Origin of the sequence: Candidatus Methylospira mobilis, from assembly GCF_009498235.1 — a bacterium.
Taxonomy (GTDB): domain Bacteria; phylum Pseudomonadota; class Gammaproteobacteria; order Methylococcales; family Methylococcaceae; genus Methylospira; species Methylospira mobilis.
Genome location: NZ_CP044205.1, coordinates 4,399,820 through 4,412,669, shown reverse-complemented (window position 1 = coordinate 4,412,669; position 12,850 = coordinate 4,399,820). Strand labels below are relative to the sequence as shown.

The following is a 12,850-nucleotide window of genomic DNA, read 5'->3' as shown; positions in this document are numbered from 1 at the left end:
TAGGAGCCATGCCATGAACACCCCCAACACGGGCGAAATCCGCCCAAAATCCGTTATTTCCTTTACCGAAGCCGACGAACTACGTGGACGCGTTTTGCTGCTGGTTCAGAATACTTCGTCTGTAATGACGCTGGCTTCCGATCTGGCGCACGACTACGCGAGAGACATGCGCTTGTCTGCGATCCATGCCGATCTAGCCGGTGCTTACGACCGCCTGACCCATGCGCGCGAACTGATAGTTTCCGTGTGGGGTAGTGCCGCTGAAGCCGCCGATCAGGGAGGGCGCAGCCATGGCTAAGCCAAACACCACCGAAGCAACCCCGTTCTTTTCCTGCAACGCAGACGGCGCAAAACTGTTTGCCGTTCAACCCGGCATACCTGTAGAGGATGCCATGAACCAGTTGGCGTGCTTGCTTGATACGGCGCTTAATACGGTGCGCTATTCCAACCCTACAGACCCCGAAGAGCAAGGCAAAGCCCATGCGCTGCAATGCCTGCTTGAAATGTCTACAGGCTTGCTGGAGTCTGTCATGGGGGTGCAGTCATGAGTCGCGATACCTTCGACAAACTCACTTCAAAGGACGGCATCGCCTTTGCCTATGGCGAACCGCTTCGATTCAACCAGTCCACCGGCATTGGTTCGCTTCTGGACATTGGCGCTTTGCTCAACACGCGGCGCTATGACCCGGCTACCGGAAAGGCTTACACAGCCACCGACCGCGAAGGCTTGGAACGTCTGGAGTATTGCGGCGCTGAGGCGGTATCAAGCATCTTGATGAGCTTATCTGCTGTCGGCAAAGCGGTAGGCTGGGCTTCTGATAATCTCGACTCTGCTGACGTGTCTACCATCGGCTGGCTGATAACCGGCCTGTCTGATGTGGCGCTACGAGTTGATGAAGGTCTTGGCGATGTGCGTCATGAGATTCAGCGCGACTTCGGCGGAGAGGTGGAATCATGAGCGCCCGCACACAAGACCCGATTACCACCATGGCCGCCGCCCTTGGCTGGCTGTCACCCGACTGCGACCGATCTACCTGGGTGCGTATCGGCATGTCCATCAAGGCCGCGCTCGGTGACGCGGGTTTCGATATTTGGGACAGCTGGAGCCAGGGCGCCGACAGTTACCGGCAGGACGACGCGCGCGCCGCGTGGCGCAGCTTCCGCACGGACGGCAAGGTTCAGGCCGGAACGCTGTTTCACATGGCACTGCAGGCGGGCTGGGAGCCAAACGGCGAAGCCGTGCCGACATTACCGCCGCCAACACCCAAAACAGACCCGGAAGCCGAACGCCGCGCGCTACTGGAACGACAACGCCATGCGGCACAGAAAGCGTTCACTCTCTGGCGACAGGCACCGGCAGTCAAGCAACACCCGTACCTGACCGCCAAGCTTATCAAACCGCACGGCGTGCGGCTGTTTCGTGGCGCGTTGCTGGTGCCGCTGTACGATGGGCCGGGGCGGCTGATCAACCTGCAATTCATCAAGGAAGACGGCAAGAAGCGCTATTTAGCCGGCGGACGCAAGTCCGGCTGCTACTGGTGGATTGGTGAAACCGTGACAGACACCTTGTGCATGGCTGAAGGCTACGCCACCGCCGCCAGCATCCACGAGGCTACCGGTCTGCGCTGCTACATCGCCTTTGACGCCGGAAACCTGATCCATGTCGGCGAGGCGATCCGCGCGCAGTTTCCCGGCGCCCGCCTCGTACTCTGTGCCGATCACGACGCCGACGGCATCAAATACGCCACGCGCACCGCCGCCAGAATCGGCGCGGCCATTGCCCTGCCGGATTTACCCGGTCACGACTTCAACGATATGGCGAGGGCTGACCATGGGCGCGCATGACGGTGAATATTTCAGGAGCGCCGAACATCCCGCATCGACGGATACGCCCGACGCGCCGCTTTCCGCCAATAACGGCGAAATCGATGCGGACGGCTTGCCGGAAAACGACATAAGCCGCGCCATACGCAAGGCCAAGCCGCCGAAAAAGCCGAAACCCAAGGCCGAAAAGCACGCCCTGTACATCGAGGAAAACGGCGTGATCTGCAAGATCGGCGAGAAAAGCTCGTTTCCGCTATGCAACTTCTCGGCGCGCATCATCGAAGAAGTGATCCACGACAACGGCGAAGAAAAAACGCTGATCAGCGCGATAGAGGGTAGGCTATCCAACGGCCAAACATTACCGCGTATCGAAGTCGGCGCCGGCAGTTTCGCCGGCATGGCCTGGGTAAACTCGCAATGGGGCACCAAGGCCAGCATCAAGGCCGGTAATGCGTCCAAGGATCACTTGCGCGCCGCCATACAAGCGCTGTCCGGCGACTATCCACGGCGCACGGTCTACGGCCACACCGGCTGGCGAGAAATCAACGGCCAATGGTGCTACCTGCATACCGGCGGCGCGATCTGCGCAGACGGTAACCGCACGGACGTTGAAGTCAATCCCGGCGCCGGCAACATGCAGCACTACCGGCTACCCGATCCGCCGCAGGGGGAAGACCTGAAAGCGGCGGTCAGGGCCAGCCTATCGCTATTCAGCATCGCACCGCGCAAGCCGGAAATCGGCGCGCTGCTGCTGGCGTGCATCTACCGCGCGCCAACGGCCACCGCCGCGCTGATCGACCATAGCGCCCTGCTGTTCGGCTATACCGGCGCCAAAAAGAGCGAGGCCGCCGCCATGGCGCTGGCGCATTTCGGTCAGGGCTTCGACTCAAGACACTTTCCAGCCGGCTGGGTGGATTCAGCCGGGGCACTCGAAGTCAAAGCCCACGCCGCCAAGGATGCGCTTTTCGTGGTTGACGACTTCAACCCGGTAGGCGGCAAGGGCGACATCGATAAAATACACGCCCTGGCCGACAGAATCATCCGGGGCGCGGGCAATCAGTCCGGACGCGGCAGACTGCAATCCGACATCAAACAGCGCGCCGCGTATCACCCGCGCGGGCTGGTGCTGATGACCGGCGAAGACATCCCGCGCGGTCAATCCTGCCGCGCACGCATCACCATCGCCAGCATCAGCCGCGACGTGACCGATAACCGGAAAGGCGACATCGAAAGCACCTGCCTGACCGCGCTACAGAACCACGCGCGGGCCGGAACCTTCGCCGCCGCCATGTCCGGTTATCTGCAATGGCTGGCGCCGCAAATAAACGCCCTCAAGCAATCCTTGCCGGCGACCATCCGCGAATATCGAGATAAGGCCATACACGCCGGCATGAAAGGCCACACCCGCACGCCGTCCGACTTCGCCAGCCTGAAAGCCGGTCTGGCGCTGTTGACGGACTTTGCCCGGCACAGCGGGACAATCACCCAAGAAGAAGCCGGGCAATTCCTGAGCGAAGCCGTCGACGCGTTACGCCGCTTGATGGAAGAACAGGACGAACATCAAGCCAGCCAGGACGAAGTGACCCGCTTCCTATCGCTGCTGTCTTCGGCGCTGGCTTCCGGGCGGTGTCATGTCATCGATCTGGAAGGCGGCCTGCAAGGCGTACCGCGCGGCAACATGTCATGCGTGCGCCTGTTTGGATGGACTCAGGACGCGCTTGGTAATTACGAGCCACAAGGGCCGGGCATTGGCTGGATGGAACAGAAGGAAGACACTCTATACCTGGACGGAGACGCTTCGCACGCCGTGGTGGTCAAGTACGCCAGCGATCAAGGCGGCATTTTCGCGCTGGGGCAAAACACGCTGTTTATCCGCTGCTATGAGCGCGGATTATTGACCAGAACCGAAAAAGAGAGAAACGGGAAGATACGCTACAACGTGCAAAAGCGCGCCACCGGCAGCAAAAAGCGCCGCTATGCCTTGCGCTTGTCCGCGCTGATCGACCAAGCCGATTAATAAGCGTCTTATCAGGCACACGAAGCCGCTGAAACCCTTGCCGGACGCGACTTTGCGCGAAATTTAGCAAAAGTCAAAGGTGGGGGATGTATGAATTTAGTGGGGATGTGGGGACATTTATCATAAATAGCTATTCTATAAAGGTTTTAGTGTCCCCACTTTGAAAAAACGAGTGGGGACAAATCCCCACTTGGTGGGGACATCGAAGAAAAAACCAGCGCGGCTTTTTCTGATGTTCATCGGCTGATGGACAGCCAAAAGCCAGTGGGGACAAATCCCCACTTATTTTTGCGTGGTGGGGACACACGAAACCCAGCAACGATGCGGCTTACAGAGGAAATTTAGGCCCATGTCCCCACTTCCCCCCAAATTACCTATACCCCTGATACCTTTTTTTCTGTATTTTCGCTGTAAGCCATGCCAGCCGTGGGATGCAGCCAGTTTTAAGGCGTAAAAAACACGCCTGTTTTTGGCTCCAAAAAAATAGTAGTGGGGACATTTGCCTTGTTACCCCATATCTGATCACTGCTGTCATATTGTTGTTATGCAATACATTGCTTACAATGCAATATATGAAGGCAGTCAACATAATCAGACTTAAAGAAGTGCGCGCCGATGGCCTGATAATTGAGCAGGCCGTTTGGCAACTCTCTGAGCCGGTTCCGGGCAGTGGGCATCTTTTCAAGTACCGGTTGTATTGCGGACGGGGTAATGAATGCTTGGTGCGTTACGATAACGAGCGCGGCAAGGGCGATCACCGCCACATGGATGGGCGGGAAGAAGTCTATATTTTTACCGGTCTGGCGGCGTTGCTTGAAGATTTTTGGAACGATATTGAGAGGCTGACATGAAAGCAATCATTGAAGTAAGCCGACCCGGCGATTACCGGGCGCGCGCATTGGAAATAGCGAAGCGCGCCGATGCGGGCGCGCCTGCGACGGAATCCGACTACCACTTGGGGTTCGAAGATGCAGGACAGCTTTTCTCGGAATTTACCGCAGAACGTTGCCGTATGCTTGATGTACTGGCGGCTACCGGTGCGCAGTCGATTTATGCTCTGGCTAAACGACTGAGGCGCAACTACAGCAACGTGCATCGTGATGTGCAGGCCATGATCGAACGCGAAATAATTGCAAAAGATGACGACAGCCGGGTGTATGTGCCTTGGGACAGCGTGGATATTCGCGTTACCTTGGGTAGTTCAAGGGCGGCATAAGCTGGTTCAGCCGTATGGTGGGGCTTCCTTGTCAATGCCGATTTAAAATTGATACAGTTTTTGAAGAAATGCCGATTTAAATCTGATACACCTCCCCTAATTCATTATCGCGCTGGCACTATCGTTGTCGGCTCACCTTTAGCCTTGACCATACCGGCTGCCCGTTGATGTTTTAACCGGTAACTGTCGCCGGCAATCGGCACGATATGGGCGTGATGAAGCAAGCGATCCAGCAGAGCGGCAGTCAGCGTTGCGTCCTGAGCAAAGGTCGCGTCCCACTGTCCGAACGGCAAGTTGCTGGTTACAATCAGGCTGCTTTTTTCATAGCGCGCCGCGATGACCTGAAAGAACAGGTTGGCCTGTTCCCGATTCATCGGCAGGTAGCCGATTTCGTCAATAATCAACAGGCGGTAAGCGTTGATCGCCCGATGCATGACGGCCTTCAACTGATTCTGGGTATGCGCAGCCACCAGCGTCAGCAATAAATCGGCTGCCGTGGTAAAGCGGGTCTTAACGCCAGCCTGCGCCGCTTTGTATCCCAAGGCAATCGCCAAATGGGTTTTACCGACACCGGACGGGCCGATAAGCACGACATTCTCGTTACGCTCGACAAAACCCAGCCCTGCCAGTTCGTCAATCTGGCTGCGTTTGACTCCGGGGGCAAAGGCATAGTCGAACGCCTCCAGAGTTTTGATCGCCGGGAAACCGGCAAGGCGTGTAAATAGACTCTGTTTTCTTACCGTTCGCCCCGCTGCTTCCATTTTGAGCATGTCTTCCAGAAAGTCGCTATATGCGCTTTCCTGTTGCGCGGCCTGCTGAGCGGCAGCCGGGTAACCCTGCGCTATGAACGGCAGATTCAGCGATTCACACAGGGTTTGTATTCTTTCGTGTTGCAGGTTCATGCCGCCACCTCCCTTTCACTCTGGATAGCCTCCAGAAGCCCGTCATAGACCGCGAGCGGGTGTTGTAATGGCGTTTCCTGCGCTATCCGTTCGATAACAACGACCGGACGATCTGCCGCCGTTACCACCGCCTCAGATTGCGGGCGCGCCGCGCGGATATCTCCGCGCCAGGGAGCGGGCAGTTCTTGCAGGCGTTCCTCTCCCAGGCGCTCCGAGGGACGCACTTGCGTGGTGCCATGTATGCGTTCATTGGCTACGTCTTTTAGCCAGCGTCGCACTTCAGCATTGGCAGTGACCACGTCCAGCGTCAGCCCGGACTGCTTGAGCTGTGCCACCAGCGGAACATAAAAAGAGCGGCGCAGATAGCCGTTGAAACGCTCGACTTTACCCTTGGTCCTGGCGCGATAAGGGCGACACAGTTTTATAACGAAACCGCAATGCCGCGCATAATCGAGAAATCCAGCGTGGAAACGATGCTCACCTTCACCCGATGCGTCGCGCTCCAACACCACCGTCTTCATGTTGTCGTAAAGAGCCCGTTGCGGAATACCGCCAAAAGAGTCGAACGCATGGTTATGGCACGCGATCAGCGTCTCCACTTTCATGTCCGTGACGAACTCGACAAAGCTGGCTCGGCTGTAGCCCAGCGTTGCGCAGAAGGCGTAGAGCGGGTTACTGCCTTTACGAAATTCGACCCAATCGACCTGCATCTGCTCGCCCGGCACCGTCTCAAAGCGCACCACCGGCTCTGCCGCGCATGTGGGCTTGAGGCTATGCAGGTAGGCACGTAGCTGACTTTGTCCGCCGCTATAACCCAATGCGGCTATCTCTCGATACAACACCGTCGCCGGTATCCAGGCCGGTTGCGCCGCAGCCTGCCGTTCCTGTAAATACGCTTCAAATGGCGAAAGCTTGGTAGGGCGCTGCTTTTTGCGTTCGTATCGGGGCAGGCTATCGCTTGCAAGATGACGGCGTACCGTGTTGACCGCGCATCCGGTCTCTTCGGCAATCTTGCGTAAACTCAAGCCGTGTTTTCTCAATAATTCAATTTCCACATACACCTCGTCAGTGATCACGGCTGCGTTCCAAATGCAGCCGATCTTCTCAATTCGGTGTATCAGTTTTCAATCGGCACGCTGTATCAATTTACATCCGGCAGTGACATTCCTCATATCGGAGGTATGTGCCCACCAGCCCAATGTGTCGGGCTATGGACATTATCGAAACAGTAAAAGCTACAATTGAAGCATGCGTGCGCTACGGCATGCTGGCTGATAAGGGAGCCCGTATTACTTACGATGAGCCTTACAAAAAGTCGTTTGGTTAATTAAGCCTATCAGTACGTAGAAAAATATGAGCGGTCGTGGCACAGCAGGTGGGGTAGTATTTCAAGCACGGGTAGGAGCGTATGTCGCAGCGTTGATGCTCGCAGAACGACCGCTTTTGTCGCTTGCCCAAGATTTGCCTGGTGCACCCACTCGGATTCTTTTTGAAACCACAGCTCCAGTGGATGACGTTCTCGTCGAAACCGACATTGGGGAAATCTATGTGCAGGCCAAAAATACCATCTCGCTTTCTGACAAATCTGATAGCGAATTGGCCTCCGTAGCCCAACAGTTCGTCCGGCAATACCGTGAAAAAGCGGGTTCACAATCAACCAAACGGTTCTTCCATTCTGCTCAAGATCGGCTAGTATTGGCGGTAGGGGAGAACACACTGGGACCGATCCGCGATCATTTACGTGAGGCGCTAGAAAGAAATGCGACAAACGCGGCAACAGCACTACCACAACGCCTAGATAAAGCATTAAAAGTATTTTCCAATCAGATTAGCTCGGCCTGGACTGAAGAAACCAAAAACTCGATTTCATCTCAAGACTTGACTGCCATACTGCGCCTCTGCCGTGTAGTTAATCTTGGGACTGGAGACGAAAGGCGTGTCGTGGAAATTCTCTCGCACGTAGTTGCTGTTCTGGGGGATGAAACCGCTCTTTGGAATGTGCTGAAGGATTGGGCTGTAGACGCGAGCTCTAAGGGAACTGGCGCAAACGTACGCAGCTTAAGGGAATACGTTGTGCTTAAAGGCGGTGTGCGATTAGCGGTTGCCCCCAGCTTTCGTGCAGATATAGAGAAGCTAAAATCCTATTCCGCGACCGAGTTTCAACGAGTCGGGCGCTTTCGGACATTGCGCACCCCAGAAGGCGACATATCGATCAACCGTCTCGTGACCGATGCGGTGTTAGCAGCTGCGGCTAAAGGTTCATTCCTAATTACCGGCGAACCAGGTTCAGGAAAATCCGCCGTTTTACACTCCGCCGCCGAAGCATTGGCAGCACACGCCCCGGTTGTCTTTCTGTCTGTCGATACAACGGCTACTTCTCTGGATGTGCTCCGGCGCGAAATCGGCTTGGAACATCGGATCAATGAACTCCTTTGTGCCTTTGACGGTAACCGCCCGGCCTTTCTCTTCCTCGATGCACTTGATGCTGTCCGAGGTGGCCTTGCCGATGCTGTTTACCGCAAGCTGATCGAAGAGGTTTCCGAGCTGGATGGGTGGCATGTGATCGCATCGGTCCGCAGTTTCGACTTACGCATGGGGCGCGAATTACGAAATTTACTGAGCGGCCCGCCTCCTGAACAGCAATTTGCCGAAAAAACTTTCGGGACAGTGAGGCATATTCATGTCCCAATTCTTTCTGATACTGAGATCGAGCAACTCGGCGTAAAAGCACCCTCGGTGGCACTTTCATTGAGTAATGGCGACGCAAAATTGAGGGAGTTGGTACGTAACCCATTCAACCTAGGCCTTCTTTCCGGTTTGTTGACCAACGGCGTACAAGTATCTGAATTAGCGTCTATTACCACGCGAGGACAACTGCTTGAGCGTTATTGGACAGTGCGCATGGACGACATGGGACTTGGAGCCGAAATTGCTCTCTCTAAAATTGCAAGTGCGATGTTAGACCAGCGAGCGACCACCCTGGACATTACCTTGTTGGATTCCGCCACTGCTGACATCGCTGAAGAAGAGTTGATAGGGCGTGGTCTCCTAGTTAAGGAAAGCACCTGCCGTCTCGCCTTCCGTCATCATGTTTTGTATGACTTTGCAATTGCGCGGTTCGCATTATTGCGTGACGAACAATCCGCGCTTGATCGCTGCTCTCGGGCCAGCGGTGCCGGATTGCTTCTCGCGCCATCGCTCGGCTACTGGCTAGACGAGCAATTCCGAAATACAGCCCCAATGAACTTTTGGCGGCTGGTTATTTCCCTGACGGCGACGAACCAAGTTGATCCCATTATCCGCGTGGAAAGTGCCCGTCTAGCCGCTGAAATGGTTACTCAGCCAAAAGACCTTGACTGCCTTGCCGAAGCGGTGCTAGCGGACCCTAATGGCTTAGCGGTGCAGTCCGCTATTCATTTGGCAGGCGCCATCCTGACTTGATTATCTTCTGGTCGCAGTATAGCGACGATTCCTTGGGTTAACTTCGTCGCTCACTTACGTCCATTACCCCGTCGGTTGCTATTCGTAACCCAATCTCTGTTGAAGGTACTGCTTGAACCCTCACCCGCACTCGAAACTCTCGATGCGCTTGGTATTGCGGCGCGAGAGTTGATGGATGCGTTATTGACCGACGAAAGCTTGGCGTCTGCTCTTGCACCCCAGGCGATTGCATTTGTAACACGCACATATTTAACTGACCCAGAGGGGTCACGCCAGCGGCTTGCCAGTCTTTTTGAGCCGGGCCGATTTTCTCGTATCGGGCATGTAGAGGTTCCTTGGCTCGCACGTGAAATTCGAGTGGTAACGGCAGCAGACCCTGTTTTTGCCATAGAGATTTATAGCCGTGTCTTTTCCTCCGCCGACTTTGATCACACCCAAGAAACTTCGATGGGAGATAGTTGGATATTGTCGATGAGGTCTAATGCTTGGCAGGATTTCAATATGGCCCGATACCATCTCGCCGAAGCTTATAGAGGAATATTGGAATCCGACCCGGCAGCCGGCGGCCAAATTCTGGCTGTGACTCTTGAAGGCGAGAAAACCCACCAGCACCGCTACGATGACGATAAACAACCCCAATGCTTTACGGTCGTCGGTCATGGTTATTCGGTTATAGAAGATTGGAGTCATATTTGGGCCTGGAACATGGAGGAAGAAAACACCCGCGATGACTATGCAAAGATAGTAAGAGCATTTCTTGGTTGGATACCCACCGCACCTCGTGCACAGCAAGATTCGGCTGTCGAAGCTCTCCTTCATCGAAGTTCTCTTGCGTTGGCTTGGCGTTGTACATTTATCGCCGGAGCTAGCCAACCAGTGTCGCTGGGTTTAAAACTATGGCCGTTCGTCACTCGACCTGAGTTCCTTTTTTTAATGGATACCCGCCAGAGTTCTATCTCGCTAATCGCGGCGATTTACCAAAACCAGCCCATTCAGGAGCGGGAAACATATGAAACAGAGGCTGAAAAACTTGATTTCTCGAGCTTCAAACGTCCTGAAGACGCGAAATCAGAAGTCCTGAGCTGCCTTTATGCTGCGATTGGGAAGGAAAATCTTGTCACTAATGTCGCCCGCGAGCGACTTAATGCGGTATTAGAACAAGGGCTTTCGCTCGAAAACAAACGACCATTCGAGGTTACCACTTCGTGGGGGGTATGCGAGCCGCATGATTGGATTTGTGGCAATACTTCTAATTCTCCAAATTCTGGCATATTGGCCCTCAATGACCAGGTTGACGAGATTTTATCTTCATTCAAGACCTCGCCTACACCCGATGGCTTGGCAAAGTTGGCGACGGGTATTCAGGAACTCGACCGTCTCGTCGAATCCCTGCGATCAGAGCAGCTTCTTGCCGATGTTGACTGCACAGCCTCGGACACCCTAGCCAAAGGCGCAATGGCTGTGTTGAATACCGAACTATGCACTGAAGCTTACCAGGATGATTTCATCAAATTACTCCTTCGTTTATCTGAGCATCCGCTTCCCGAGGCGAGGCCCGATACCGAAGCGAATTTTGCCAAATCGCCGAGTTGGGGGTGTCCATGCCCTCGCATCCATGCGGCTGAAGCAATCGCCTCGATTATGGCTTTGCCGGGAGTTTGGTCGAAGGTTTCAGATGCCGTCGAACGATTGACGTTGCACGACGAGCACCCAGCGGTTCGCATGAAGATCATTACCGAACTTAGCGGCCTGTGGAAAGAACAGAGAAACGAAATGTGGCGTTTTGTCGACGCTGTGTCACGCCAAGAGAAGAATTCTGGAGTTATCCAGTACTTCTTACATGTCCTATGGTTGCTCCGTAGTGTTGAATCGATTCGGGTCGAAACCTTATATCTCCATATTCTTGACCGCATAACCTTTCATCCGAAGAGTGAAAATGGTGTCGTGGACCTACTTGTCTATTTTGCCATTGTCAAAAACGATTCTATGTCGCGTACGCGTCTGCATGATTGGGTATCGAAATTCGAAGAGAACGGAGAGAGGTTGCAAGCGGCACTTCATCGCTTTCGCGATTTAGTTGTTCTTGGCTATGAAGACATAAAAAATGGCGATGTGGAAATCGGTGAACGTGCGCGGGCGCTCGTCGTATCAACGATCGATAAACTCGAACCAACTCTTCGCGCTTGGTCGAGTCGAGGAAATATTCCTACGCATGAAGAGCAGATAGCTTGCAATCTACTTGGAACAATCACTGACCTATTCTTTTATGGAACCGGAGCAGGAAAGGAAGGGGAAGTTATCAAAACACATGCCGGGCAAGCCGCATTTCTGCGAGATAACTCTGATGCAATTAGAAGAATTACTCAACTTGGAACGCCTTATTCCGTTCATCACATGCTGGAATTGCTTGGGGCAATGGTGCCTGCCGATCCTGCACTGTGTTTCGACCTGATAAGTGATGCTCTCCTTCGCCCGGCCGGCATTGCCCGGTACGAATACGAAACGCTTGGTGCTGACCTTTTTGTTAAATTAGTTGGTCAGTATTTAGCTGATTATCGCGGACTTTTCAGTGATGATAGCCGTAGGCGCCGATTGGTTGATTGTATAGAGGTATTTGTAGAGGCAGGTTGGTCCGAAGCCCGGCGCCTATTTCAAAGTCTTCCAGAACTACTTTCTTAAAAGTAAACGAGTAAACAATCATGACCAGTTCTTAGAGAAGCTGCCCTCCACTGTTTCATGTATTCAGATATCATTGCTTGTCCAAGCAGTTAAATCATTGGTAAGAAGTTGCATGTTTTTCGGAACGATCAAATGAAGTCATTCAAGTACGATAAAACCCGCTTGCTGGTATGGCCGGAATGGGGATCCAGCGGGATATGGCATCCATCAGCGGTAGAAGGTGAGACCCATGTTCAAATGGTCGATCATGACGCGCTTGCTCTGTCGCCCGATCTGACAAAACGGTTCGAGCGGTGGATAGCTTGGTATGACGATTACTTACCCGAATCTCCCGACAAATTCCCTTGGGATGCGTTCGGTAACGAAGGCGCAGAACTGGCGCGTCTATTGGCCGAATTTGTAGGCGACAGCTACCATGTTGAATGCTTCAAAAGTGATTGATCAGCGCTAAAAATTAATCCTTGATCAAATCCGGAAAACGGCACGCCCGACGCCCGTTATCCATTCCAAACTGAAACGAATCAAACGATTCGGGTTTCAGTTTATGACGATTGAACAGATTACAACCCGTCGCGCGGCGGAGCTGCTGCAGACGACATCCCACGCCATGCGCATCCGGCTTTTCAGGTCGGGTTCCTATTACGGTATCCTTCCCGAAAAACTCCCGAACGGCAGACTGATGTGGCCGGGAAATATCCGTGAGCGGCTCATCGAAGCCAGAAAGGAAGCCGCCCGCGCCTACGAAACTGCCTTGATGCAAGGTAACTAAGC

Annotated in this window: 13 protein-coding genes; 11 read left to right on the top strand and 2 right to left on the bottom strand. The window is 54.2% G+C overall.

Going from position 1 to position 12,850, the window contains the following annotated elements:
* Positions 1-13: 13 nt before the first annotated feature.
* The 7 genes from F6R98_RS20120 to F6R98_RS20090 all read left to right on the top strand — a co-directional run bounded on the left by F6R98_RS20120 (position 14) and on the right by F6R98_RS20090 (position 5,057).
* A complete protein-coding gene (locus tag F6R98_RS20120; RefSeq protein ID WP_153250600.1) occupies positions 14-298 on the top strand; it encodes a hypothetical protein in 285 nt (94 codons plus the stop codon).
* Positions 291-548 carry a DUF3077 domain-containing protein gene (locus F6R98_RS20115; RefSeq protein ID WP_153250599.1) on the top strand — a complete coding sequence of 86 codons (258 nt, stop codon included), beginning with the start codon at positions 291-293 and terminating at the stop codon, positions 546-548. Before F6R98_RS20120 ends, F6R98_RS20115 begins: the two co-directional genes overlap by 8 nt.
* The gene (locus tag F6R98_RS20110) at positions 545-958 is read left to right on the top strand and encodes a hypothetical protein (protein ID WP_153250598.1); all 414 of its coding nucleotides are present in this window, start codon (positions 545-547) and stop codon (positions 956-958) included. Before F6R98_RS20115 ends, F6R98_RS20110 begins: the two co-directional genes overlap by 4 nt.
* Positions 955-1,845: a PriCT-2 domain-containing protein gene (locus tag F6R98_RS20105; protein ID WP_153250597.1), complete on the top strand. Its 891-nt coding sequence runs from the start codon at positions 955-957 to the stop codon at positions 1,843-1,845. Before F6R98_RS20110 ends, F6R98_RS20105 begins: the two co-directional genes overlap by 4 nt.
* Positions 1,832-3,841 (top strand): hypothetical protein, encoded by a 2,010-nt coding sequence (locus tag F6R98_RS20100; protein ID WP_153250596.1) that lies wholly within the window; start codon positions 1,832-1,834, stop codon positions 3,839-3,841. Before F6R98_RS20105 ends, F6R98_RS20100 begins: the two co-directional genes overlap by 14 nt.
* Before the next feature lie 572 nt (positions 3,842-4,413).
* Positions 4,414-4,692, top strand: coding sequence for a toxin-antitoxin system TumE family protein (locus F6R98_RS20095; RefSeq protein WP_153250595.1), 279 nt, complete (start codon positions 4,414-4,416; stop codon positions 4,690-4,692).
* Complete coding sequence (locus F6R98_RS20090) at positions 4,689-5,057, top strand: HVO_A0114 family putative DNA-binding protein (protein WP_153250594.1); 369 nt, start codon at positions 4,689-4,691, stop codon at positions 5,055-5,057. The genes F6R98_RS20095 and F6R98_RS20090 overlap by 4 nt, the downstream gene beginning before the upstream one ends.
* Positions 5,058-5,161: 104 nt before the next feature.
* Here the strand turns inward: F6R98_RS20090 and istB are convergent, their stop codons facing one another.
* Both istB and istA read right to left on the bottom strand, forming a co-directional pair.
* Positions 5,162-5,959 (bottom strand): IS21-like element helper ATPase IstB, encoded by a 798-nt coding sequence (gene istB, locus F6R98_RS20085; protein WP_153247439.1) that lies wholly within the window; start codon positions 5,957-5,959, stop codon positions 5,162-5,164.
* On the bottom strand, positions 5,956-7,035 hold the full coding sequence (gene istA / locus F6R98_RS20080; RefSeq protein WP_194270021.1) for an IS21 family transposase: 1,080 nt from the start codon (positions 7,033-7,035) through the stop codon (positions 5,956-5,958). Before istA ends, istB begins: the two co-directional genes overlap by 4 nt.
* Positions 7,036-7,312: 277 nt before the next feature.
* Between istA and F6R98_RS20075 the strand changes: the two genes are divergently transcribed.
* From F6R98_RS20075 to F6R98_RS20060, 4 genes are all read left to right on the top strand, one after another.
* Positions 7,313-9,400: an NACHT domain-containing protein gene (locus F6R98_RS20075; protein WP_153250593.1), complete on the top strand. Its 2,088-nt coding sequence runs from the start codon at positions 7,313-7,315 to the stop codon at positions 9,398-9,400.
* A 99-nt stretch (positions 9,401-9,499) separates the two neighbouring features.
* On the top strand, positions 9,500-12,079 hold the full coding sequence (locus tag F6R98_RS20070) for a hypothetical protein (RefSeq protein ID WP_153250592.1): 2,580 nt from the start codon (positions 9,500-9,502) through the stop codon (positions 12,077-12,079).
* A gap of 132 nt (positions 12,080-12,211) precedes the next feature.
* A complete protein-coding gene (locus tag F6R98_RS20065; RefSeq protein ID WP_153250591.1) occupies positions 12,212-12,520 on the top strand; it encodes a hypothetical protein in 309 nt (102 codons plus the stop codon).
* A 103-nt stretch (positions 12,521-12,623) separates the two neighbouring features.
* Positions 12,624-12,848: a hypothetical protein gene (locus F6R98_RS20060; RefSeq protein WP_153250590.1), complete on the top strand. Its 225-nt coding sequence runs from the start codon at positions 12,624-12,626 to the stop codon at positions 12,846-12,848.
* The last annotated feature ends 2 nt before the right edge of the window (positions 12,849-12,850 follow it).